The organism is Spirillospora sp. NPDC048911 (assembly GCF_043198015.1).
Classification (GTDB): Bacteria; Actinomycetota; Actinomycetes; order Streptosporangiales; family Streptosporangiaceae; genus Spirillospora.
This window is the reverse complement of the sequence record NZ_JBICUD010000007.1, coordinates 71,675-95,645: the sequence shown is the minus strand read 5'-3', so window position 1 is coordinate 95,645 and position 23,971 is coordinate 71,675. Positions and strand designations below refer to the sequence as shown.

The window sequence follows — 23,971 nt, the reverse complement described above, 5'->3', positions numbered from 1 at the left end:
TCCGTAATCTGGGCGTTCACGTTCTTGACGAGGGGAGAGCCGTGCCCGACATCTTCTGGATGATTGCGTGAGGACGCCGCCGCGGCCGGTCGACATCGCCGCCGTCTTTCCCGAGCTCACCGCGTACGCCAGGACGACCACCCGCCTGCACCCCCGGCCCGGGGAGCCGGGCGTCCATGACAGCTCGGTGGGCGGCCCGCTGCTCTGGCCCGCCGATGAGCCGTGGCCGGTCTGCTCCGATCCGCACGCGGCCGTGGACCCGGACGATCTGGTCAGCGTCGAGGACGAGCGGCTGCGCCGTCGAATCCTGAAGGAGGCGTGGGGAGAGACCGGGTTCACCGACGAGATCCGGGCCCGCCTCGAAGCCTTGGACGATCGTGCGCCGACCGCGATCCCGGCGGAGGTGCCCCTTCTGGCGGTGGCCCAGCTGTACGCGCGTGACGTCCCCGACCTCAAGCCTCCCGAAGGCGCGGACCTCCTGCAGGTGCTGTGGTGCCCGTTCGACCACGAGGACGAGATGTACTGCCCGGCCGTCACCCTGAAGTGGCGTCGTTCGGCGGACGTGGGCCGGCCGCTCGCCGAGCAGCCGGAGCCCGAGGTCGCGGGGTCGGACAACTACGTGCCCGAACGGTGTGTCGTCCACCCGGAGCAGCTCGTCGAATACCAGTACAGCGACTTCCTCCCGCCGGAGCTGGCCCAGCGCATCGAGGAATGGGAGGAGGAGACCGACTCCACCTACTTCTACGGGCTGTCGGTCGCGCAGGGCTGGAAGGTGGGCGGCTGGTCCAACTGGAACCTCACCGATCCCTACCCCATGGCGTGCGCCTGCGGCTCGGAGCTGGACCTGCTCCTCAAGATCGACAGCGGTGAGTGGGACGGTGAGCAGCACTGGCGCACCGAGGACCACGAGGAGCTCGAGGACGCCAATCCCGCCAAGGTCACCATCGGCCGCGGCTATGGCCTGTGGATCTTCGTCTGCCCGGTCTCGCACGACCATCCGCACCAGTTGAGCATGCAGTGAGCGCGCGCTCGCGGGCGGTCTAGGACGGCGGCGCCTGGGCCAGGGCGCCGGATCTGACCTCGCTGAGGACGGTCGTGACGGTGCCGACGACCTCGGGGAGGTTGTCGCGAAGGGTGCTCGCGGCACGCCGGTGGTCGGCGGAGTCGGGGACCCCTGCGGCCTCCAGGAGCGGCGTGAGGTCGCGCAGCGTCTTCTCCAGCCAGGCCATCGGATCGTCGGTGAGGTCGGGAGTGAAGACGCGGCGTCCCGGCTCGTTGTCGCGCATGCCGGGATGGTGGTGCATGCGGTCCTTGGTGCCCGGGCCGCCCTCGACGGATTCGAGGAAGTCGGCTCGCCAGAGCGCCCGGTCGACGACGATCCGCTGGGAGGCGTTGCCGGTGCCGCGCCAGGGCTGGGGGTCGACAGCGCGGAGCTCCACGCGGACGCCTCGTTCGTGGCCGCCGCGGTCGGGATCGGGGTCGATCAGGTAGACGTCCTCGACCGTCAACCCGAGGCTGCCGAAACAGAACACGCGCAGCACGGTGATGCTCCTTCCGCCGTCGTGATTCGGACGATACGGCGCGAACGGGCGGCCGTCAGCCCTCGGCGAGAGTGCCCTCGGCGAGATGGCCCTCGGCCCTCGGCGTCCGGCGTCGGCCCTCGGCGGGAGTGCTCTCGGCCCTCGGCGTGCGGCGTCGGCAATGGGCGGGAGGCGCCGGTCTTCGGTGGGGTGGCGTCAGGCGTCGCGGGAGTCGTAGGACTTGCGGGCGAGGGCGATCTCTTCCATGTGCGACTCGGCCCAGGCCATGAGGGAGCCGACCGCGTCCACGAGGGTGTGCCCGAGGGGCGTGAGCGTGTATTCGACGCGCGGCGGGATCACCGGGTAGACGGTGCGGGTGACGATGCCGTCGCGTTCCAGCCCGCGAAGTGTGGCGGTGAGCATGCGCTGGCTGATGCCCTCGACCTCGCGCTTGAGCTCGGTGAACCGTTTGGTGCCGGTGCCGAGCACGGTGATCGTGTAGAGCGACCACTTGTCGCCGATGCGGTCGAGGACCCGGTGCGTCTCGCAGAGCTCGGGCCGGCGCTCCTGGAACGCGCTGACGTCCACGGTTCCCTCCGTGTGCCTGTGGCAGAAATTAGTGCCTTCTTGTGTCCCCGCGAAGGGTCTTTGCAGGATGGAGACGGTTCCTCTTTGAGAGTGACATACGAAAGAGAACCTTCTTCCTTCTCATGCCCTAAGGAGACACCATGACGGTCGAGATTGTCGAGATCCCCGGCTATGTCGCCGGCGCCTGGACCATCGATCCGGCCCACTCCGACGTCGGCTTCAAGATCCGGCACATGATGCTCAACAAGGTCCGCGGCCAGTTCACCGGCGTCGAGGGTCGTATCGTGACGGCGGAGAACCCGCTGGAGTCGAGCGTGACCGCGACCATCGACCTCGCCTCGATCAGCACCGGCAACGCCCAGCGCGACGAGCACGTGCGCTCGGCCGACTTCCTCGACGTCGCCGCGCACCCGACGATGACCTACCGCTCGACCGGCCTGCGCCCGGACGGCGACGCGTTCGTGCTCGACGGCGAGCTCACGTTGCGCGGGATCACCCGGGAGGTGCCGCTCCGGCTGGAGATCGACGGCTTCGGCCCCGATGTCTTCCGGCAGGACGACCCGTTCAAGGGTGCGCGGGTGGGCTTCACGGCCACCGGTGAGCTCAACCGCACCGATTTCGGCGTGGGCGACACCGCCACCATCCCGGGCGGCGCGCTGGCCCTCGGCGAGAAGCTGCAGCTCATTCTGGAAATCCAGGCCGCGCTGCAGACAGACTGAACGCGCCGGCGACCTGGCCCGGATCCATGACAGGAACCGGGTCATGCCAGGAAGTCGAGCAGAGCCGCGGTGAGCTCCGCCGGGGCGTCCTCCTGCACCAGGTGCCCGGCCCCCTCGATGAGGCGGAGCCGGGCGCCGGGGATGGCGGCGGCCAGCTCGTGGGCCCTGGCGACCGGTATCCACGAGTCGTCGGTGCCCCAGCAGACGAGCACCGGCAGGTCGAGCTCGCCGTAGCGCCCCTGGATCTCGTCCGTGAAGCGCTGCTCCGACTGGGCGATCTGGCGGTAGAACGCGGGCTGCCCGGCGTCCCCGAGCCACGGCTGGACGAGCGCGTCGAGCGTCGCCGGATGCAGCCCCGGGCCGCTCGCGGTCGACACGTACTCCCGCACGAGCGCGCGGTGCAGATGGGGCGGGAGCCGCTCAAACACCTCGGCGCTGTCTCGCACCAGCCGGAAGAACGGCGAACCCCACGGCGCGAGCGCCACCGGGTCGACCACCGCGAGCCTGCGATAGCGGACGCCGTGCAGCAGATGGGCGCGCAGCGCCACGGCGCCGCCGAAGTCGTGGGCCACCACCTGCGGCTCGTCGAGCCTCCAGTGCGCGAGGAGTTCGGCGAACACACGTCCCTGAGCGCCCAGCGAGACGTCCTGCCCCGCGGCCATCTCCGATGACCCGTAGCCGGGCATGTCCCACACGTACACCCGTCTGCCGGCGCCGAGAGCCTTCGCCAGGCGGCGCCACACGTACGACGAGAACGGCGTGCCGTGCAGCAGGACGAGCGGCTCGCCCGCACCGAAGGCATCCCATCGGACTTCTCCCGAATTGCTCTGATAGGTCTCGCCGAGCTTCCAGTCCGTCATGGGCCTGCCGCCTCCGCTCGTCGTGCTCGTCCGTCCGCCATCGGTGACAGCCTGTCACGGACGGCCGACATTCCCGGAGCGGGAGATCAAAAACCCGGATGCCCGCACGCGGCGCACTCTGGGACCATCCCCTTCGTGGACGCATTACAGGATTTCGCCGGTGACTTCGAGGCCCACCTGACGGTGGCGACCGGGGCCGCCGGGGCCGGCACGCTCGACGACTGGGCCGCGCCGCGCGGGCTCAAGGTCGCTCACATCGTGCTGGCGCGCGGCCGGACGCCCTCGCAGCCGATGGTGACGCTCCGCGCCGCCGGAACGCTCCCCGAAGCGCGCAGCCTCACGGCGAGCACTGCCGCCGACCTGCGGCGGGCGGGCTTCACGGTCACCCGCACCAAGATCGAAGCCGCTCCCTGGAACGCGGGCGTGCCGGGCTCCGATGACGAGCCGCACGCCCCCGGCCGCTACTTCGAGCACCACGTCAAGCTCGTGCTCGACGCGGCCGCGGCTGGCACGGACCTCGCGGCGCTGACGGCACTGGTCGTCCCGCACGGCGCGCACCTGTCGCGCAACGCGCGCCGCGTCCGTGCGGACGGCCGCCAAGAGCGCTTCGTCACCCAGCGCCGCCGTGACGTTGGCGCGGGCACGGCGGGCGCGCGGCTGGAAGCACTGACCACCGCGCTGAAGACGGCGCGGCATGAGATCGCGTCGGTCGAACGCGAGTACGTGGTCTTCGACGACGACGAGTCACTGGACGACGGCTGGATCGACTGGATCGGCGAAGGGAGGAATGGACGATGAGCTCTACCTGGAAGGGGCTGAACTGGGGCCCCTGGCCCGCCGACGCGGAGGTGCCGCAGGAAGGTCTGGACGCGGTCACGCGCGCACGCCTCGGGCTGCCCACGACGCTGCGTCCGGTGCCCGGCGCTCTGCAGCGGCCGGTGTTCGACCCGGCGCTCAGACAACACCCGATGGCGATGCGCGCCGGTGACCCGCTCTTCGCTTCGGCGGAGGCGGGGGAGCGGTGGTACGCGGCGCGGCGGCGTGCCGTCGACCATGTCCTCGCGGCGATCGCGCGGTCGCGGTGGGCCGACCATCTGGTGTTGCGCGGGAGCGTCCTGCTGCGCGCCTGGTACGGAGACCTCGCGCGTGAGCCCGGCGACCTCGACTTCGTCGTCGTTCCACGGGCATGGCAGATGGCCGAGCACCGGACGAAGGAGATGCTCGACGGCATCGCGCAAGGCGCGGAGGCCATGTCCGACGACGTCCGGCTGAACGCGCAGGGCGCGGTGAGCGAGGACATCTGGACGTACGACCGCGTGCCTGGACGGCGCCTCGTCCTGCCATGGAAGGCCGAGGGCCTGCCACCGGGGAACGTGCAGCTCGACTTCGTCTTCAACGAGCATCTGCCCGCCGAGCCAGAGCCAACGGAGGTTCCGCAGTACGACGGTGGGGAACCCGCACTCCTCCAGGCGGCGTCGCCAGAGCTCTCGCTGGCGTGGAAGGTGATGTGGCTGCTGGACGACATGTACCCGCAGGGCAAGGACCTCTACGACGCGTGGCTCCTCGCCCGGCACACGCGCCTCGGCTACAGGCTCCTGGTGGAGGCGATGGTCGCGGGCGATCCGGCGCGCGTCAGGCACCTGCCCACCCTCGCGGACGTGAACCGCCTGGAAGTGGACTGGGAGGAGTTCCAGAAGGAGTACCCGGGTCTGCCGGGGACACGTGAGGACTACCACTCTCAGCTCACCTCTGCGCTGACGCCGACCTTCACTGCCGAGAGCGACCTTCCGGAGCAGGAGTACACGCGGCGCGCGGAGCTGTTGCGCCCCCGCACCACTCTCTACGAGACCCTTCGGGCAGAGAAAGGCCTGGACGGCTCCCTGCGCCGGATGGCAGAGGACCAGATCCCGTTCGCCGAAGGCGTCGTGATCGCCAATGAGCTGCTCGGACGCGGTCCGGCCGGCGTCGCGGCGTCGCTGGACCTCGTGCTGCGCGCCTACGAGAGCGCGGGCTCGGGCTGGATCGGCTATCTGCGGCGGAACCCCGACGAGCGGGCCAAGATCCTGGACGAGCTGCGCGGGTGAAATGGGCGGGCCCCTGACCCGCGCGGTAGGTCAGGGGCCCGAGCCTCAGCTCGACATCGGCAGAGGCCGCGTCGTCAGCCGAGGCCGTTCCTGATGGCGGTGATGAGCTCGCCATTGGCGGTGTCGCCGCTGAGCTCCCAGAAGAACGACCCGGCCAGGCCCTGGTTCTTGGCGTAGGTCATCTTGCCGCCGATGGTGGACGGGGTGTCGTAGCTCCACCACTGGTTGCCGCAGTAGGCGTACGCGGTGCCCGCGACCGTCCCGTTGGCCGGGCAGCGCCCCTTGAGGACCTTGTAGTCCTCGATGCCCTGCTCGTAGGTGCCCGGCGCGGCGCCGGTGGCGGTCCCGCCCGGCTCCTTCTGCGTGACGCCCTGCCAGCCGCGGCCGTAGAAGCCGATGCCGAGCAGCATCTTGTTCGCCGGGACGCCCTTGGACCTGAGCTTCTGGATCGCCGCGTCGCTGTTGAAGCCCTGCTGCGGGATGCCCGGGTACGAGGTGAGCGGCGAGTGCGGCGCCGTCGGGCCCTGCGGCGCGAACGCGCCGAAGAAGTCGTACGTCATCGGCAGGTACCAGTCGACGTACTGCGCCGCGCCCCCGTAGTCGGCCGCGTCGATCTTGCCGCCGTTCGACCCGTCCGCCGTGATCGCGGCGGTCACCAGATTATTGGAGCCGAACTTGCCCCGCAGCGCCGACATGAGGTTCTTGAACGCGGCGGGCCCGCTGGTGTCGCAGGTCAGGCCGCAGGCGTTCGGGTACTCCCAGTCGATGTCGATGCCGTCGAACACGTCCGCCCAGCGCGGGTCCTCGACCAGCGAGTAGCAGGAGTCGGCGAACGCGCCGGGGTTGGCCGCGGCCTGGCCGAAGCCGCCGGACCAGGTCCAGCCGCCGAACGACCAGATGACCTTGAGGTTCGGGTACTTCTTCTTCAGCTTGCGCAGCTGGTTGAAGCTGCCGCGCAGAGGCTGGTCCCACGTGTCGGCCACGCCGTCGACGCTCTCGCCAGCGGTGTAGGCCTTCTCGTAGTCGGCGTAGCTGTCGCCGATGGTGCAGCGGCCGTTCTGGACGTTGCCGAACGCGTAGTTGATATGGGTGAGCTTGGCCGCGGAGCCGCTCGTGTCGATGTTCTTGACGTGGTAGGCGCGCTGGTAGACGCCCCACTGGGCGAAGTACCCGATGACCTTGTCGCCGCCAGAGCCAGACCCCGCATCCGTGGTGACGCTCACGGCGTTCGAGGCGCCAGAGGTGTTCCCGGCCGCATCGCGCGCCTTGACGGTGAACGAGTAGGCGGTGCTGGGCGAGAGCCCAGAAACCGTGGCGCTCGTACCACTCACCGTATCCGCCAAGGAACTGCCGCGATAAACGTCGTATCCGGTGACGCCGACGTTGTCAGTGGAGGCGTTCCAGGCCAGCGAGACACTGCTGGACGTCTTACCTGTAGACCGCAGGTTGCCGGGAACACCAGGAGCCTGAGTATCCCCGGAACCGCTACCGTCGCAGACACCCCCGTTGACCTTGCAACCGGAGATCCAGCCGGACCCGGTGCCGTTGAAGCCGAAGCTCGCCGACGCGCCCGCGGCGACCGTGCCGTTCCAGCCCGCGTTGGTGAACGTGTAGTGGTCGCCCGAGACGGCCTTGGTCGCGTCCCAGGTAGAGCCGATGGCCGTCCCGGCCGGCAGGTCGAACTCGACCTTCCAGCTGGAAATCGACGCCGAGGTACCGTTCTTGACCGTGCACTGGCCGCCGAAGCCGGTGCCCCAGTCCGAGGTCTTGGTACAGGTCGCGGTCACCGCCGCCGCCGACGCCGCGGGCGCCACGGCCAGCGAACCGCCCATCACGATGATCAATGCGCCGGCCAGCCCGATCGCTCGCCGTCCGCGGGGTCTGGACATGGTTCTCCTCGTTCAGCTCACCCCGAACCAACAGGAACCCCGATCATTCTTAGGAAAGTTTCCTAAGAATTGCGGCGATCGTAACCTCGCCCCCGCACGCCTTCAAGACTTCGTGACACCGCACTTCACCAGGCCGCGCTGGTCCTGTCGGCTGCCTGCGGACGTTCACCCGCCCCTCTCCGAACGCACCCCAAAAGACAATCCGAAACCGGAGTCAAAACCAGACCGAAATACCACCACCCCGGTCTAGAGCGGCTGACTCACCTCGGCTTATCTCGCGCGGCGATCAGAGGGTGACGGGATACGACAGCGTGAGCTCGTCCGCCGGAACGCCACGAATGCCCCAGTTCACCTTGGGCATCTCCACGATCGTGAGCTCCAGATCATCGGGGTCGAGCCCGAGCACGGGACAGAGGCGCTCATAGAACGCCCGGATCAACTCCCGCTCAACCCACACATCCCGCCGCCCGTAGATCCTCACCTGCGCCATGCGCATCCTCTCACCGGGACTTGTGATCTTCCGGGACTTGTGATCTTAAAGTGTCCGATCACGCGGCCAGCGCCGGGCCGCTGAGCCGCATCCACGCGACCAGCCGCGTCTCCTTGACCTTGGCCCGCACCTGGCGGTACCCGTCCGGGTCCATGTTCTTGATCACGCTCTCGTACACGTAGGTCGACGCGAGCACGCCCAGCAGCGCCTCGGTCTCGGCCATGGAGCGGCGGAGCACGCCCGCGTCCAGCAGCCTGGTCGAGTGGATCAGCGGATCCCCGGCGGGCCCGCCCTCGTTGGTGGTCAGCGGCCCGACGTCGACGGAGGCGCGCAGCCGGATCTGAACGGCCGGCTTCGCACGGCGGTGGTAGTCCTTCAGCAGCGAGTAGAGCAGGCCGAGCGCCTCGACGACGCGAGCGGTCGGGACGGTCGGCGGGGCCACGAGGAGCAGTTCGTCGCCGCTGTGCCGGAGATAGCAGGCGTCCCACGGAATTCCGGCGCGCCTGAAGCTCTCCCGCGTCATCGCCAGGTGGGTCTCCTGGATGAACAGGCGGTCGTCCGCCGTCCGGACGGAAGATGCGAAGCCCACGATGTCGGTCCTGAGGATGGTGCAGTGGTGCCCGTCCAAGTGCGGAAAGCCGCCCTCGCTCCCGGAGTGGCCGCCGGTGGCGGGAGCGTCGGGGTCTTCTCCCGGCCGCTCGGTCAGCCGGTCGTAGATCTGGCCTTCCACGATCCCGAGCACGTGCGGATGGGCGCTGATGAAGTTCGCGAAGTCCGGGGTCGTGAGGATGAGGGCCTCGACCGTGTCGACGGCGACGACCGTCGCGGAGCGCACGTTGACCTGGAGCGCGGCCCGTTCGCCGATCAACTGGCCCGGCCCGCGCTCGGCGAGCAGCCGTTCGCGGCCGTTCTCGATGACGTAGATCTTCGTCCGGCCGGAGCGGATGATCACCACGAAGTCGGCCTGTTCGCCCTCGCGGAAGAGCGTCGCGCCGAGCGCGAACGTCCGGGACGTGGCGACCGAGCGCAGCGCGTTCCTCTCGCCCTCGCTCAGCGAGTCCCAGAAGGTGTCGCCGCCCGGGCGCCCGGAAGCCCAGGGGGGATCGACGGCGAGCCTCGGAGCCGGCGAACCCGGGTAGGGGCCGGGCCCGTGCGGCCCGTACACCTGATAGGCCGGTTCGACGATCGCCCAGGTGTCACGGATGCTCGCGAGCAGCCGGGTCCAGTTGACGAGCCATCGGATCAGGAGGGCGGCCGCGCAGAACACCGCCGCCACCTCGACGGGATCAGCGCGACCGGCGGACAGGCTGACCAGCAGGGCGGTGCCGACCGGACCGAGGCCGCTCAGCACGGACAACGCGGTCGAGAACGCCGATTCGTGAACGCGGTCCCGTTCCCGGATACCGATCCGTACATTCAGGCGGTGGTCACGGGGCCGTTCTAGACAGGCGGGCTTGATGGGGCTCTGAACGGTCTGTTCAGCCTTTCCTGGAACGTGCTTTCGCGTGTGCATGGGGGAGCCTCTGTGTGGTTCAAGAGTTCCGAATTCCGCGGTGGCCGGAAGCAGCCAGTGGCCGTTCTCCCAGGTCCGATGGCCGCGATGCCGACAGCACGGTTCCGCCCTTGGTAGCCCGCCGGGGCGTGGCTACCATGGGGAAACCGGTATGCACATTCGCAAGGTCAGGCGCCGGATGGTCGGTTTGAGGCCGCCCGTCCGTTCCGCTTTACGGAAACCGGCCGGTATGAAGTGCCTGCGGCACGCCATGTGGCCGGCCTGACGAAAACGAATGTGTGAACGGTGTGGAGGGTCGCATTCGTCGCGCTGATCCCTGTGGCTGGACACCTTCGGATCAGTGCCAGACGGGTGCGGCCCTTTGTGCGTGCCGCGATCGGTGACCGTGATGCAAGGTCGCCTCCTCGAGCATCGTTGATGCGTTTCGAGATGGACGCGGATGCCCGCAAATCCACGGGTCTGTCCGAATCTGCCCGGCTGCCGCTTGTGGTGATCTCGCTCGGCCCGGCTGTGCGGCCGGAGGCTCGCGATAAAGATCAATCGAGAGTCTATCATATTGTGACATGACAGACTGGTTCCGACTGAAATAGAGGTGCGTAGTTTGCCACCTAGCACTCTGGTGGGTAGCATCGGCACCTCACGCTGGCGGTCAGGGGTTGTGCTGAGCGCTCAGATGCGATAGAGCGATCGGTAAACCCGTGTCCCCACCGCGCGCGAGTGTGAACAAGCTATTCCGGCAGACGGCGAAATGCTACCTGGCACCTCGTTACCTGCCCGGAAGACTACTGGTTTGATGGTGCTGACTACGGAGGGTGGGTCACGATCATGGCGGTAGACCAAGGTCCGGTCGTGCAGAGTGCGATGCTCCGTAGCGACCTGGTCCGTATTCGCAGGGATAAATCGCTGACCCAAGAACAGGTGGCCGATGAGCTGGAGTGGTCGCCGTCCAAGTTGATCAGGGTGGAGGGCGGGCGGAGCTCGATCACGAAGGTCGATCTGGACGCCCTGCTCACCCTGTACGGGGTCACGTCGGAGAGTCAGCGCGAGAAGCTCCATGCGCTCAATCGCGGAGCGCGGGCGCCGGCCTGGTGGAACGAGTTCAAGGGCGAGAGCCCGCTCACTTACCTCAACTATGTGGGATACGAGGCCGGCGCTGCCTTCATCCGCCAGTTCCAGACCTCGGTCGTGCCGGGCCTGCTGCAGACCCGCGAGTACTCGGAGGCGCAGACCGCGGCCCTGATCTCCGAGGCGAGGGTCGGGGCGGCGGTCAATCTCCGGATGCGGCGCCGGGAGGAGATGGCGAAGCGCTCGACGCCGCCGCGCCGCTACTTCGTGGTCGACGAGGCGGTCATCCGCCGGCACGTCGGCAAGAGCCGTGACCCGGCCATCATGCCGGCCCAGCTCCGGCACATCGCCGACCTGGTCGAGCAGGACGACCGGCTCACCTTCCGGATCATCCCCTTCGAGGCGGGCGAGCATCCGGGCCTCACCGGTCCCTTCACCCTGCTGGAGTTCGAGGGCGGCCTCTCCGACATGCTCTATCTCGACACCGGCCGCGAGATCTCGATGATCATGGGCGATGACCCCCAGATCGGCGAGTTCGCCGCGAACTTCGAATCCCTCCTGGAGGTGGCGCTGTCCGCGGAGGGGTCGCGGGAGTTGCTGCTGACCGCGGCCGAGGAGATGTCGTGACGGCCCGACTCGGCCCTCTGTGACGGCCTGAGACGGCCATGGCCGGGCATGCGTCCGGCGCTTGCCGCCTCGCCGCCGGGCGAAGGACCGGTGTGCGGCGAGGCGTTGCATGATCTTCCGCTGTCTGTATGCGGTGAATGATGAACCGTTTACACTTATGGTCGAAAATCACCCACAAGGTCGTGGGCCCAGTGTGCCCTGCCTGATTCTTGTGATCGGGTGTGGTCCGGCCAGATTCGCCGGCAGGATGGGCCGACGCGGCGAACGGAGGGTCGTGGATGATTGCCCGGCCGAACTGGTGCGCCTCGGTTGCATGGCGGAAGAGTCACTTCAGTGCTGGTCAAGGCGATTGCGTCGAAATCGCTCGTCTAGGTGACATTGTGCTGTTCAGGGACTCGCGCGACAGGCACGGTCAGGTGCTTGCCATCACCCCTGCTGAGTGGGGCCGCCTCGCGACCCGGATCCAAGGCGGTGAACTGGACCTCGCCTGATGGCGTGCCGTGGTGCGCACGCTGCGCTTTGGCTTCGGTGACCCGGCGTTATCGACCACTTCTTTTCTTGTTACCAGTGATGCGTTGTTGGCTCGGCGGGCCCGGTTTTCGTCGAGTCCACTAAGATTTCAGGTGGTAGCACTGATTTGTGTCACACGGCACAAATGAATAGCGCCGACTGTGCTTGACTGGCGACTTTTCACCAAGTGCCCGGTTGCTCTCAGAAGGTGCCGAACCAGCGGGGCATGTCCAGCTGGAACGGGTTCGGCGGGGTCATCGTGCGCAGGTCCTGCTCCATCGCGCGGACGCGGTCGGCGCCCAGGGACTCGACCCAGCGGGCGCGGATCTGGTCGAAGATCTGCGCGGAGAGGGTCAGGCTCTCGACGCCGCGCGGGGTGAGGCGGACGATCTTGCGGCGGGCGTCGGCGGGGTCGGTGGCGCGTTCGACGTAGCCCAGCTTCGCCAGCTGGTCGATGGTCTTGCCGGCCGCCTGTTTCGAGACGCCCATCCTGCGGCCGAGCTCGACCGCGGTCGCCCCGGCGCCGATGGCCTGGCAGGCGAAGCCGTACATGGGCTTCAGTCCCGGGTGCCCGCGCCGGGCCAGTTCGGCGTGGAGCTCATCGATGATCACGCGGAAGCCGAGCAGGAGCCGCAGCGGGAGTTCGAAGCCGGGCGCGTCGGGACTTGACATGAAAGACAACCTCGTTAACTATATGGACAACCACGTTGACGAATTCTAAGGGAGACCGCGCATGACTCTGATCCGCGACACCGAAGCCCGGCGCACCGAGACCCCCGCCGGCGTGATGACCACGTTCGCCTCGCCGACCCAGGGCGGCACCAGCCTGTCGATGTGGCGGGTGGAGAGTGCCGGCGGGGCCGCCGGGCCCGAGCACCTCATCGACGCCGAGCAGGTATGGACGTTCCTGGAGGGCGCCGCGGCCATCCGCCTGGACGGTGAGACCTTGACCGTCGCCAAGGGGGACACCGTCGTCATGCCGGCTGATGTCGTCCGGCAAGTGTCCGCTGGGGCCGAGGGGTTCGTCGCCGTTGTGGCCGCGTCCGCCGGAGCCCAGGCGTCGATGCCCGGCAGTACCGACAAGATGCTCCCGCCCTGGATCGCCTGAAGGAGACACCCCATGACCTTGATTCTTGCGAAAGACGTACGACGCACCGAAACGCCCAACGGCGTCATGACGACCCTTGCCTCGCCCACACAGGGCGGGGCGGGAACGGCGATGTGGCGGGTGGACATGCTGCCCGACCGCGAAGGCCCCCTGCACGCCTTCGACACCGAGCAGGTGTGGACGTTCGTGGAGGGCGGCGCCACCGTTCAGTTGGGTGATGAACGGATCGCTGTTGAGGTGGGGGACAGCCTCGTGATGCCCGCTGATGTGCCCCGCCAGGTCTTCACCGAGCACGGCTTCGCGGCCGTGGTGGTCGCGCAGGCGGGCGGCCAGGTCTACAACCCGGACGGCAAGGGCCCGGAGGACGCGTGCGATCTGGCTCCCAAGGCCGCCGAACGCGTCGTCGCGCCGTGGACGCGGTGAGCGGTCATCCGTTGAGGTAGGCCAGGACGGCCAGGACGCGGCGGTTGTCGTCTTCGGACGGCGGCAGGTTGAGCTTGCCGAAGATGTTGTTGGTGTGCTTGCTGATCGCCTTCTCGGTGATGAAGAGCTTGCCGGCGATCGCCGCGTTCGACCGTCCCTCGGCCATCAGCTCCAGCACCTCGCGCTCGCGCGGGGTCAGCGCCTGGAGCGGCTCCTCGCGGGCGCGGCGCGTGAGGAGCTGGGCGACCACGTCGGGGTCGAGCGCGGTGCCGCCGTCGGCGACCCGGCGGACGGCGTCGACGAACTGGCTCACGTCCGACACGCGGTCCTTGAGCAGGTAGCCGATGCCACCCGAGCTGTCGCTCAGCAACTCGCGCGCGTACAGCTGCTCGACGTGCTGCGACAGGACCAGGACGGGCAGGCCGCGGATCTCTTTGCGCGCCTCCAGCGCCGCCCGCAGGCCCTCGTCGGTGAACGTCGGCGGCAGGCGCACGTCGACCACGGCCACGTCCGGACGGTGGGTCGTCAGCGCGCGGAGCAGCGACGGCCCGTTGTCGACGGCCTCGACGACCTCGAACTGGAACGCCTCCAGCAGGCGGATCAGTCCATCCCGGAGGAGGGCAAGGTCCTCGGCGATGACAACGCGCACGGGATCTCCATGGTCACGACGGTGGGTCCGCCCCGCGGACTGGTCACGACCATGGTCCCATCGAATGCGCCCAGCCTGCGTTCGATTCCCCGCATCCCCGTGCCCGCGGCGAGGTCGGCCCCGCCGAGGCCGTCGTCGCCCACGATCATCTTGAGCGCGCCGTTCGCGTGGTGGATGTCGATCCACGCGCGGTTGGCGCCGCTGTGCTTGGCGACGTTGGCGAGGATCTCGGCGACGGCGAAGTAGGCGGCCGACTCCACCGGGGCCACCGGCCGTCCCGGCAGGTCGATCTCGACGTCAACGGGCAGCGGCAACGACAGGGCGAGGGCCCGCACGCCGCCGTCCAGGCCACGTTCGGCCAGCACCGGCGGATGGATGCCGCGCACCAGGTCACGCAGCTCGGTGAGAGCCGTGCCGCTGGCTTCGCGCGCCTCGACGAGCAGCTTCTGAGCGGCCTCGGGGTCGTGCTTCATCAGCTCCCCGGCCAACCCGATGTTCATGCTGAGCGCCACGAGGCGGGCCTGCGCGCCGTCGTGCAGGTCGCGTTCGATCCGGCGCAGTTCGGCCGCCGACGCGTCCACGGTCTCCGACCGCGTCTCGGTGAGCCGCTGGACGCGCTGCTCCAGCGCGCCACGCGTGGGCGCGAGGAGCGAACGGTTGAACAGCGCGTGCGCCCGCAGAATGCGCGGGCCCGTCAGCAGGCCGATCGCGGTGAGCGCCAGGCCCCCGATGATCGAGCCGACGATGCCGACCAGTCCCCAGTCCTGGAGCGTCCAGAACGGGCCCCAGCCGTAGTCCGTGATCTCGGCGAGCAACGGCGCGACGATGACGCCCTCCACGCCGTACACCACCAGGGCGGCCGGCAGGAGCCCGAGCAGCAGCCCGACCGGGGCGTTCAGCAGCGACCACAGCACGTCGCGCCACGTCGCCGGATCGCCGAGCAGCCAGCCCAGCCGGCGGAACGGATTGGCCGACGCGGGCTCGGGCCGGTACGGCACCGGGATCGTCACGTCCGACCACTCGGCGCCCCATGCCCGCTGCTGGTTGGCCAGCGCGCGCAGCGCGAGCATTACCGGCGGCAGCAGAAAGACGCCGACGCCGATGGGTATCAGCGCGAACGACACCACGGCCAGCACGAACAGCGGGATGTTCGCCGCCTGCGAGAGCACCACCTGGATCAGGCCGCGTACCCCCGAGAGAAACCAGCGGTGGACCGCCCCCTCGGGGGCGCCGCTTTCGTCGCGGTCACTCACTGTCCCTGCCTCCCTCTCGGCCTGTCCGGTCGAACTCCGCCGATCGCCTCATTCTGGTCCGTCCACCGCCGCGAATGGGTAGTGCTAGGTCCCCGTTCGGACGTGAAAAAGGGGAGGTGAATCCCTACCTCCGAGGGGGAGCTGAGGCCAGTGCCCGCCGGCCCGCCCCGCAAGAGCATCGACGTCATGAGTTCCGAACCGCGACTGAGTTCTGAACCGCGACGGCGAGCAGCGAAGGGCGAACGATGAACACGCAACTGGAGGGCGGACGAGGGTCGAGGCGGGCCCCGAAGCAGGGACCGACGGTCCGGGTGGCGCGCTGGAGCGCCGTCCATCCGTGGCGGGCGATCGGCCTGTGGCTCGCGTTCGTGGTGGCCTGCCTGGTCATCGGCGGTGCGACCGGGACGCAGAAGGCGACGCTGATCGACCAGGGGACGGGCGAGTCCGGACGCGCCGCGAGGGTCGCGCACGATCACGGCGTCCCCGAACCGGCAGGGGAGAACGTCCTCATCTCGGCACGGAAGGGGACGCTGGACCAGGCCCAGGCCGCCCAAGCCGCAGGCGAGGTCGCCCAGCGGATGCGGAAGCTGCCCGAGGTCGCCGCCGTGGGGCGGCCCTCCCCGTCGCCCAAGGGCGACGCGGTGCTGCTCCCCGTCACCATGCGCGGCGACCCGGAGACGGCCAAGGACCGGGTCGAGCCGCTGCTCGCGCAGACCGCGGAGGTCCAGCGGGCCCATCCCGGCCTGCGGATCGAGCAGGCGGGCGACGCCTCCATCCCGCGGGGCCTCGGCGAGCTCATCGTCGAGGATCTACTCAAGGCCGACATGTTCGGGCTGCCGATCACGCTGATCATCCTGCTGGTGGCCTTCGGCGCCGTCATCGCCGCGGGCGTGCCGCTGCTGCTGGCGATCACCTCGGTGCTCGGCGCCGTCGGGCTGACCTCGCTGATCTCCCACCTGCTGCCGATGTACGACACGGCGACCAGCATGATCTCGCTGATGGGGCTGGCGGTCGGCATCGACTACTCGCTCTTCTACCTGCGGCGCGAACGTGAGGAGCGCGCGAAGGGACGCGGCCACCTCGACGCGATCGAGATCGCCGCGGCCACGTCCGGGCACGCCGTCGTCGTCTCCGCCGTCGCCGTGATCGTCTCGATGGCCGGGCTGTTCCTGACCGGCCATGTCGTCTTCACGTCCCTCGCCTCGGCGGCCATCATCGTCGTCGCGGTGGCGATGCTCGGCTCGGTCACCGTGCTCCCGGCCGTCCTGGCCAAGCTCGGCCCACGCGTCGATCGTCCCCGCGTGCCGTTCGTCTGGCGGCTGACCGCGACGCGACAGGGGCCGCCCCGGTTGTGGCCGGCGCTGCTGCGCCCGGCGCTCCGTCACCCGGCGGCGACGCTGCTGGTCTCGGTGCTCGCGCTCGTGGCCCTGGCGCTCCCCGCCCTGGGAATGGACCTCAAGTCGACCACCGCCGACGAGCTGCCCCGCGCCATCCCCGCCATGCAGACCTATGACCGGCTGACCGCCGCGTTCCCTGGCGAGTCCACGTCCCACCTCGTCGTCGTCCGTGCTCCGGCCGAACGAGCTGCCGAAGCCAAGCAGGCCCTTGGCCAGTTGGCCGTCAAGACGCGTGACGACCGGCTCTTTGCCCCGACCACGGCTCAAGTGCGTGAGTCAGCCGATCGTCGCGTGCACACGCTCGTCCTGGCCTCCCCGTACGCCGTCAACTCCGCCCAGGCACAGGACGCTGTGACGAAGCTCCGCACCGACCTGCTGCCCGCTACTGCCGGCAAGGTCGCCGGAGCCGAGCACTGGGTCGGCGGAGAGGCCGCCGACAGCCACGACTTCGGCGTGCGCCTGGAGGAACGGCTGCCGCTGGTCATCGGGTTCGTGCTGCTCCTGACGTTCGTGATGATGGCGGTGATGTTCCGTTCCGTCGTCGTCGCCCTCACCGCGATCTTCATCAACCTGCTGTCGGTGGGCGCCTCGTTCGGCGCGCTCGTGCTCGTCTTCCAGCACACCTGGGCCGAGGGGACGCTCGGCTTCACCTCCACCGGGCACATCATCGCCTGGATCCCGCTGTTCCTGTTCGCGGTGCTCTTCGGGCTGTCGATGGACTACCACGTCTTCCTGGTCAGCCGGATCCGCGAGGCGGCCGCGGCGGGCGTGCCGACCCGGCAGGCGGTCGCCGACGGCATCACCCGCTCGGCGGGCGTGGTCACCAGCGCCGCCGTGATCATGATCTCGGTCTTCGCGCTGTTCGGCTCCATGCGCATGATGGACATGAAGCAGATGGGCATCGGGCTCGCCGTGGCGGTCCTGATCGACGCCGTGGTCATCCGCATCGTCGTCCTGCCCTCCCTGATGGCGCTGCTCGGCACGGCCAACTGGTGGCCTGTCCAGCCCGTTCGCCGCCCTCGGCGCGAACAGCGGCAGGGCTGGCACGCCCAGGGAACCCCGCGGGACGCCCAAGGAACCCCCTGGGACGGGCAGCGGAGTCCCGTTCACGGGCCTCCGCGCGACAAGTGACGCCCGTTCCTGGACAATGCTCAGGCGATATCCAGGGGAAGAGAGCGGGATTCCACTCGTGACAGCGTCCATCAGCCAGACAGGCACCACCGGCGTCGCGCCGGTCTCGATCAGCCGGCGGATCGCCGATGAGCTCGGCGTCCGCGAGGGGCAGGTACAGGTCGCCGTCGACCTGCTCGACGGCGGATCGACGGTGCCGTTCATCGCCCGCTACCGCAAGGAGGCGACCGGCGCGCTCGACGACGCGCAGCTGCGCGCGCTCGAAGAGCGGCTGCGCTACCTGCGCGAGATGGAGGAACGGCGCACCGCGATCCTCGAGTCGATCGAGTCGCAGGGCAAGCTGACCGACGAGCTCCGCGCCCAGATCATGGGCGCGGAGTCCAAGGCCCGGCTGGAGGACATCTACCTCCCGTACAAGCCCAAACGCCGTACCAAGGCCCAGATCGCCCGCGAGGCGGGGCTGGAACCGCTCGCCGAGCTGCTGCTGGCCGACCCGTCGAACGACCCGCAGGCCGCGGCCGCCGGTTACGTGGACGAGGAGAAGGGCGTCGCCGACGCGGCGGCGGCGCTGGAGGGCGCCAGGGCCATCCTGGTCGAGCGCTTCGCCGAGGACGCCGACCTCATCGGCACGCTGCGCGAGCAGGTGTGGTCGCGCGGCCGAGTCGTGTCCAAGGTCCGCGAAGGCAAGGAGGAGGCGGGCGCCAAGTTCTCCGACTACTTCGACTTCGCCGAGCCGTTCACCAAGCTGCCCTCGCACCGGATCCTCGCGCTGTTCCGCGGGGAGAAGGAGGAGGTCCTCGACCTCGACATGGAGCCGGAGCCGGTCGACGAGGCCGACCCGGGCAAGCGCAGCTCGTACGAGGCCGAGATCGCGCGGCGCTTCGCGATCGTCGACCAGGGCAGGCCCGCGGACCGCTGGCTCTCCGACGCGGTGCGCTGGGCCTGGCGCACGCGCATTCTCGTGCACCTGGGCATCGACCTGCGGACGCGGCTGCGGCAGGAGGCGGAGGACGAGGCGGTCAAGGTGTTCGCCGCCAACCTGCGCGACCTGCTGCTGGCCGCCCCGGCCGGCACGCGGACCACGCTCGGCCTCGACCCGGGCCTGCGCACCGGCGTGAAGGTCGCCGCCGTGGACGCCACCGGCAAGGTCGTCGCCACGGACGCGATCTTCCCGCACGAGCCGCGGCGCAAGTGGGACGAGTCGATCGAGACGCTGGCCAAGCTGTGCCGCGAGCACAATGTCGATCTGATCGCGATCGGCAACGGCACGGCGTCGCGCGAGACCGACAAGCTCGCGGCCGATCTCATCGCCCGTCACCCCGACCTCAAGCTCACCAAGATCATGGTGTCGGAGGCGGGCGCGTCGGTGTACTCGGCGTCCGCGTACGCCTCGCGCGAGCTGCCCGACCTGGACGTGTCGCTGCGCGGCGCCGTCTCGATCGCGCGCCGGCTCCAGGACCCGCTGGCCGAGCTGGTCAAGATCGACCCCAAGTCCATCGGGGTCGGCCAGTACCAGCACGACCTGTCTGAGGTGAAGCTGTCGCGTTCGCTGGACGCCGTCGTCGAGGACTGCGTGAACGCGGTCGGCGTCGACGTCAACACCGCGTCCGCGCCGCTCCTCACCCGCGTGTCGGGCATCGGCGAGAGCCTGGCCGACAGCATCGTCGCCCACCGCGACGCCAACGGGCCGTTCCGCACGCGCACCGGTCTCAAGGACGTGGCGCGGCTCGGGCCCAAGGCGTTCGAGCAGTGTGCGGGTTTCCTGCGCATTCCCGGTGGCGACGACCCGCTGGACGCGTCCAGCGTGCACCCCGAGTCGTATCCGGTCGTGCGGCGCATCATCGACGCGGCGGGCAACGACATCAAGGGGCTCATCGGTAATACGGCGGTGCTGCGTTCTCTCAAGCCCGCCGAGTTCGTGGACGACACGTTCGGCCTGCCGACGGTCACCGACATCCTGGCGGAGCTTGAGAAGCCTGGGCGTGACCCGCGTCCCGCCTTCAAGACGGCCACGTTCAAGGAGGGCGTCGACACTCTCGCCGACCTCAAGGCCGGGATGATCCTGGAGGGCGTCGTCACCAACGTCGCGGCGTTCGGAGCGTTCGTGGACGTGGGCGTGCACCAGGACGGGCTCGTCCACATCTCCGCGATGTCGAACAAGTTCGTCGAGGACCCGCGTGACGTCGTCAAGCCCGGCGACATCGTGCGCGTGAAGGTGCTGGACGTCGATCTGCAGCGCAAGCGCATCTCGCTCACGCTGCGACTTGAGGACGAGACGGCGCAGGGGAGCGGTGGGCGTGAGCAGTCGGGCGGCGGTGGTGGCCGTCGCGGCGACAACCGTGGCCAGCGCGGCGGCGGCCAGCGTGGAGGCCAGCGCGGTGGTGGCGGCGCCCAGGGCGCCCAAGGCGGGGGCCAGGGCAGCGGTCCACGCGGGCAGGGCGACAGGCAAGGCGGCGACCAGCGAGGCCAGCAGGGCCAGCGCGGAAGTGGCGGAGGCGGACGCGGCGGTCAGGGCGGACGCGGCGGCCGTGACTCGGGCGCGGGCGGCGGCGGTGGCGGCGCCATGGCCGACGCACTGCGGCGGGCCGGCCTCGACAAGGGTCTCCCTAACCAGGGCCAGGGCGGCGGCAAGGGCGGTAAGGGGCGCGACAAGCGCCGCTAGACGCTCCTAGCCCTCGGAAGGGTCGTGCGGAGGGGGCGCGGGCCAGGCGGGATACCGTCCGGTCCGCGTCCCCTTCGGCTGCGTGGGCGGCGGCACGTCTGGCTGCCCAGCAGGTGGCTGCGCAGGCGAGGGCTCGTTGGGCTGCGCGAGGGGTGGTTGCGCGGGCGGCGGTACGCTGGGCTGGGCAACGGGTGGCTGGCCAGGCTGCGCCACGTTCGTCTGGGCAGGAGGCTGCTGCGCAGGCGGTTGCTGCTGAACGGGTGTCTGCGGCGGTGTTGGAGCCGCCAGTGGCGAGGCGCCTGCGAAGGGGATACCTGCCAGCGGATCCCGGACGAGAGGCGCGCGAGTCATCGGGCCGCGTGCGGCCGGCGAGGCCTGGCCGAAGGGATCCTGCGCGGCCGGCACTTCCTCGTAGTCCGGCCCTTCGTCAGCACGCACGGGATGGTGCCGCGGAAACTGGAGTACCGCTATCGCGCCCAGTGCCAGCGCGCCCAGCCGCAGGGAGAAGTGCTGGAAATCGGTCGGCCACGGTTCGGCGTACATGAACGTGCCCATGAGCAGCAGGTACGACTTGGCGCTCACCGTCATCACGGTCGCGACGATCGTCACCCGGCAGCGCTGGAACGCGGCGACCATGATGCCGAAGCCGAGCGCGGCCGACAGCACCGTGATGTAGGGATACGGGGTCGACAGGATGTCCAGGCCCTTGGCGCCGTTGTCGCTCCACCCCTTGATCGCGAGCTCGGCGGTGCCGACCGGGAAGCCGGAGCTCAGCCCGTAGGCGATGCCGGTGATCGGCCGCGCGTGCCGCCCGTCCGGCCGGTAGTCGCTCAGCACGATGATCAGCAGCGGCACCACCACCGCCGGGCCGACCACCACGCCGAGCTTCCAGGGCGGCACGTCGACGATCTCCAGTGGGGGCGGGTCGCCGATCGACAGCGTCAGCAGGGTTATCGCCGCGCCGATCAGCACCAGGCTGAGCCATTCGCGCGCGGTCATCCGCTCGCGGAAAAAGATCATCGAAATGATGATCAGCGGAATGAGTCCCGACATGAAGATGGGCACGGCGATACCGAGGGACACCTTGCTCAGCGCGAGAATCTGCAGGCTGAGCCCGCCCAGGACGAGCGCCAGGCCGACCAGGAAGATCCAGTTGGTGAGGATCACCCAGACGAGATGCGGGATGCGATTGCCGCGGACCGGTTCCATGCGGTCCGCGGCGAGCTTGAAGATGGCGAAGCCGATGTAATAGAGCCCGGTTGCCCCAAAGGCCGCAACTATCCCATTCATCCCGAACGAGTATGAGGGTTGACGTGCTCTATGTCACACCCCTGAAGGACATCCGTCACGTAACGAGATCGGGATCCCGGGGGCGTCTCCCGGCTTTCCCTGCGTCTTCTCCGCCGCCGATGTCCTCAGCCGCCGCCGGGACCCCATAGACTTGGCGCGCGAGGCGCGGCGCCGGTTCTTCGGCGTGCCCGCGCCCGACCCTAGAGACTGATTGGCTGAGTACGCGTCGAACCTCGAACGCCGCGGCCGAGACAGCGCCGGATCCAAGGAGACCTACCCCAGTGAAGACCGATGTCGAGGAGCTGACCCCCACGCGGGTCAAGCTCACCGTCGAGGTTCCGTTCGACGAGCTCAAGCCGAACCTCGACAAGGCGTACAAGGAGATCTCGCAGCAGGTCAGCATCAAGGGCTTCCGCCGCGGCAAGGTTCCCGCCCCGCTGATCGACAAGTACGTCGGCCGGGGTGCGGTGCTGCAGGAGGCGGTCAACGACGCGCTGCCCGAGCTGTACGGTCGCGCCGTCGAGGAGAAGGAGCTCTTCGTCCTCGGCCAGCCCGACGTCGAGGTGACCGAGCTCAACGACGGTGAGCAGTTCGCGTTCACCGCCGAGGTCGACATCCGGCCCAAGTTCGACGTGCCGGACTACGACGGCCTCGAGGTCACCGTCGAGACCGCCGAGGTCACCGACGAGCAGATCGACGAGACCGTCGACAACCTGCGCGAGCGGTTCGCCTCGCTGACCACCGTCGAGCGCGCCGTCGAAGAGGGCGACTTCGCCACCGTCGACCTGGCCGCCACGATCGACGGCGAGGACATCGAGGACGCCTCCACCAGCGGCTACTCCTACGAGGTCGGCAGCAAGTCGGCCATCGAGGGCCTGGACGACGCCCTGGTCGGCCTCGCGGCCGGCGAGAGCAAGACGTTCACCAGCACCCTGGTCGGCGGCGAGCGCACCGGCGAGGAGGCCGAGGTCACCGTCACGGTGCAGAGCGTCAAGGTCAAGAACATGCCGGAGCTGGACGATGACTTCGCCCAGATGGCCAGCGAGTTCGACACCATCGGCGAGCTGCGCGACGACGTGAAGTCCCGCCTCGACCGCCAGGGCCGCATGCAGCAGCTGTCCGACGCCCGTGACAAGGCGCTGGAGGCCCTGCTGGAGAAGGTCGAGATCCCGCTGCCGGAGAAGGTCGTCGAGGAAGAGATCGGCCGCCGCAACCAGCAGCTGGAGCAGCAGCTCCAGATGGCCGGCATGACCAAGGCCGACTACCTCGCGGACGAGGAGAAGTCCGAGGAGGACTTCGACAAGGAGGTCGCCGACGCGGCCGCCCTGGCGGTCAAGGGCGGGTTCGTCCTCGACCAGCTCGCCGTGCAGGAGGAGCTGGGCGTCGAGAACGAGGAGCTCAGCGAGTACGTGGTCACGCAGGCCATGCAGATGGGCGTGGCGCCGCAGCAGCTGGCCCAGTACCTCACCGAGAACAACCAGCTTCCCGCGATCGTGTCGGAGGTGCTGCGCAGCAAGGCGCTCAACCTCGTGGTCGAGCACGTCACGATCAAGGACGAGGCCGGCAACGTGATCGACGTGGAGGCCGCCCGCCGCGAGCTGAACGGCGAGACGGCCGACGCCGAGACCACGGACGACGCCGAGACCGCTGACGCCACGGCCGACGGTGACGCCACGGCCGACGGTGACGCCACGGCCGACGGTGACGCCACGGAGGCCCCCGAGGCCGCCGCTGACGAGACCCCGGACGCCGAGGCGGCCGAGGTCAAGGACGAGGAGAAGAAGGACGCCTGACGCCTTCTCAGCCCCTCCTGAGATCACCGAAGACGCCTCGTCCCGCCTGTCTGGGGGACGAGGCGTCTCTCGTTCCCGGGAAGCGCGGGCACGAGGCGTCGCTGGCTCCGGGAGATGCAGAGTACGAGGTGTCCTTGGCTCCGGCAGAGGAACGGAAGCCCCGACCCCGCACGCGAACGCGCGGCGCTGAGCGGGGGGGCCGGCCGAAGGCGAGGCCCCCCGGGGAAGATCGCGAAGCGATGTCGCGTTCGCCCGCTTTGTGGTTCGGGGGCCGAGCCGCCAGGCGAGGCCCCCGAGGCCACGAAGCCAGCCAACACAGCTACGCCCCGAGCGAAAAGGCGGCCCTCCAGGCTTAAACGGGTGCGGGAGCGCGTTAATGTCGCAAGCATCCGAACCGATT

21 protein-coding genes are annotated in these 23,971 nt (G+C 69.3%); 11 read left to right on the top strand and 10 right to left on the bottom strand.

All coding sequences use genetic code 11. The features are described from left to right. The first annotated feature begins 67 nt into the window (after positions 1-67). Positions 68-1,021, top strand: coding sequence for a hypothetical protein (locus ACGFNU_RS30035; protein WP_392598983.1), 954 nt, complete (start codon positions 68-70; stop codon positions 1,019-1,021). A gap of 19 nt (positions 1,022-1,040) precedes the next feature. Here ACGFNU_RS30035 and ACGFNU_RS30030 read toward each other — a convergent pair whose 3' ends face one another. After that, positions 1,041-1,541, bottom strand: coding sequence for a hypothetical protein (locus tag ACGFNU_RS30030; RefSeq protein ID WP_392598981.1), 501 nt, complete (start codon positions 1,539-1,541; stop codon positions 1,041-1,043). Between the two features lie 195 nt (positions 1,542-1,736). Beyond that, entirely contained in the window at positions 1,737-2,108 is a 372-nt protein-coding gene (locus ACGFNU_RS30025) for a winged helix-turn-helix transcriptional regulator (RefSeq protein ID WP_392598979.1), read from the bottom strand. A 140-nt stretch (positions 2,109-2,248) separates the two neighbouring features. Between ACGFNU_RS30025 and ACGFNU_RS30020 the strand changes: the two genes are divergently transcribed. After that, the gene (locus ACGFNU_RS30020) at positions 2,249-2,827 is read left to right on the top strand and encodes a YceI family protein (RefSeq protein ID WP_392598977.1); all 579 of its coding nucleotides are present in this window, start codon (positions 2,249-2,251) and stop codon (positions 2,825-2,827) included. Positions 2,828-2,868: 41 nt separating this feature from the next. On the opposite strand, the gene ACGFNU_RS30015 is transcribed toward ACGFNU_RS30020, so the two are convergent. Continuing rightward, positions 2,869-3,687 (bottom strand): alpha/beta fold hydrolase, encoded by an 819-nt coding sequence (locus tag ACGFNU_RS30015; protein ID WP_392598976.1) that lies wholly within the window; start codon positions 3,685-3,687, stop codon positions 2,869-2,871. Positions 3,688-3,822: 135 nt separating this feature from the next. On the opposite strand from ACGFNU_RS30015, the gene ACGFNU_RS30010 reads away from it, so the two are divergent. Together ACGFNU_RS30010 and ACGFNU_RS30005 are read left to right on the top strand one after the other, a co-directional pair. Further along, positions 3,823-4,485 carry a hypothetical protein gene (locus ACGFNU_RS30010; protein ID WP_392598974.1) on the top strand — a complete coding sequence of 221 codons (663 nt, stop codon included), beginning with the start codon at positions 3,823-3,825 and terminating at the stop codon, positions 4,483-4,485. Then, positions 4,482-5,771, top strand: a complete 1,290-nt coding sequence (locus tag ACGFNU_RS30005) for a nucleotidyl transferase AbiEii/AbiGii toxin family protein (RefSeq protein ID WP_392598972.1) — start codon at positions 4,482-4,484, stop codon at positions 5,769-5,771. Before ACGFNU_RS30010 ends, ACGFNU_RS30005 begins: the two co-directional genes overlap by 4 nt. Positions 5,772-5,845: 74 nt before the next feature. Here ACGFNU_RS30005 and ACGFNU_RS30000 read toward each other — a convergent pair whose 3' ends face one another. From ACGFNU_RS30000 to ACGFNU_RS29990, 3 genes are all read right to left on the bottom strand, one after another. Further along, positions 5,846-7,660, bottom strand: coding sequence for a glycosyl hydrolase family 18 protein (locus ACGFNU_RS30000; RefSeq protein ID WP_392598970.1), 1,815 nt, complete (start codon positions 7,658-7,660; stop codon positions 5,846-5,848). Between the two features lie 286 nt (positions 7,661-7,946). Then, positions 7,947-8,150, bottom strand: coding sequence for a tautomerase family protein (locus ACGFNU_RS29995; protein ID WP_392598968.1), 204 nt, complete (start codon positions 8,148-8,150; stop codon positions 7,947-7,949). Positions 8,151-8,208: 58 nt separating this feature from the next. Then, a complete protein-coding gene (locus tag ACGFNU_RS29990) occupies positions 8,209-9,501 on the bottom strand; it encodes a cyclic nucleotide-binding domain-containing protein (RefSeq protein WP_392598966.1) in 1,293 nt (430 codons plus the stop codon). Between the two features lie 987 nt (positions 9,502-10,488). On the opposite strand from ACGFNU_RS29990, the gene ACGFNU_RS29985 reads away from it, so the two are divergent. Together ACGFNU_RS29985 and ACGFNU_RS29980 are read left to right on the top strand one after the other, a co-directional pair. After that, on the top strand, positions 10,489-11,355 hold the full coding sequence (locus ACGFNU_RS29985) for a helix-turn-helix domain-containing protein (protein WP_392598964.1): 867 nt from the start codon (positions 10,489-10,491) through the stop codon (positions 11,353-11,355). Between the two features lie 278 nt (positions 11,356-11,633). Next, complete coding sequence (locus ACGFNU_RS29980; protein ID WP_392598962.1) at positions 11,634-11,846, top strand: DUF397 domain-containing protein; 213 nt, start codon at positions 11,634-11,636, stop codon at positions 11,844-11,846. A 220-nt stretch (positions 11,847-12,066) separates the two neighbouring features. Here the strand turns inward: ACGFNU_RS29980 and ACGFNU_RS29975 are convergent, their stop codons facing one another. Next, a complete protein-coding gene (locus ACGFNU_RS29975; protein WP_392598960.1) occupies positions 12,067-12,537 on the bottom strand; it encodes a MarR family winged helix-turn-helix transcriptional regulator in 471 nt (156 codons plus the stop codon). Positions 12,538-12,598: 61 nt separating this feature from the next. Here ACGFNU_RS29975 and ACGFNU_RS29970 point away from each other — a divergent pair, with 61 nt between their 5' ends. Together ACGFNU_RS29970 and ACGFNU_RS29965 are read left to right on the top strand one after the other, a co-directional pair. Then, positions 12,599-12,973 carry a cupin domain-containing protein gene (locus tag ACGFNU_RS29970; protein ID WP_392598958.1) on the top strand — a complete coding sequence of 125 codons (375 nt, stop codon included), beginning with the start codon at positions 12,599-12,601 and terminating at the stop codon, positions 12,971-12,973. Between the two features lie 12 nt (positions 12,974-12,985). After that, entirely contained in the window at positions 12,986-13,396 is a 411-nt protein-coding gene (locus tag ACGFNU_RS29965) for a cupin domain-containing protein (protein ID WP_392598956.1), read from the top strand. A gap of 4 nt (positions 13,397-13,400) precedes the next feature. Here the strand turns inward: ACGFNU_RS29965 and ACGFNU_RS29960 are convergent, their stop codons facing one another. Both ACGFNU_RS29960 and ACGFNU_RS29955 read right to left on the bottom strand, forming a co-directional pair. Further along, on the bottom strand, positions 13,401-14,045 hold the full coding sequence (locus ACGFNU_RS29960; protein WP_392598954.1) for a LuxR C-terminal-related transcriptional regulator: 645 nt from the start codon (positions 14,043-14,045) through the stop codon (positions 13,401-13,403). Beyond that, positions 13,997-15,298 carry a sensor histidine kinase gene (locus ACGFNU_RS29955; protein WP_392598952.1) on the bottom strand — a complete coding sequence of 434 codons (1,302 nt, stop codon included), beginning with the start codon at positions 15,296-15,298 and terminating at the stop codon, positions 13,997-13,999. Before ACGFNU_RS29955 ends, ACGFNU_RS29960 begins: the two co-directional genes overlap by 49 nt. A gap of 245 nt (positions 15,299-15,543) precedes the next feature. Between ACGFNU_RS29955 and ACGFNU_RS29950 the strand changes: the two genes are divergently transcribed. Together ACGFNU_RS29950 and ACGFNU_RS29945 are read left to right on the top strand one after the other, a co-directional pair. After that, a complete protein-coding gene (locus ACGFNU_RS29950; protein WP_392598950.1) occupies positions 15,544-17,826 on the top strand; it encodes an MMPL family transporter in 2,283 nt (760 codons plus the stop codon). 58 nt (positions 17,827-17,884) lie between these two features. Continuing rightward, complete coding sequence (locus ACGFNU_RS29945; protein ID WP_392598948.1) at positions 17,885-20,488, top strand: Tex family protein; 2,604 nt, start codon at positions 17,885-17,887, stop codon at positions 20,486-20,488. Between the two features lie 6 nt (positions 20,489-20,494). Here the strand turns inward: ACGFNU_RS29945 and ACGFNU_RS29940 are convergent, their stop codons facing one another. Further along, positions 20,495-21,778 (bottom strand): hypothetical protein, encoded by a 1,284-nt coding sequence (locus ACGFNU_RS29940; protein WP_392598946.1) that lies wholly within the window; start codon positions 21,776-21,778, stop codon positions 20,495-20,497. A 281-nt stretch (positions 21,779-22,059) separates the two neighbouring features. Between ACGFNU_RS29940 and tig the strand changes: the two genes are divergently transcribed. Then, positions 22,060-23,571 carry a trigger factor gene (gene tig / locus ACGFNU_RS29935; RefSeq protein ID WP_392598944.1) on the top strand — a complete coding sequence of 504 codons (1,512 nt, stop codon included), beginning with the start codon at positions 22,060-22,062 and terminating at the stop codon, positions 23,569-23,571. Positions 23,572-23,971 lie beyond the last annotated feature (400 nt).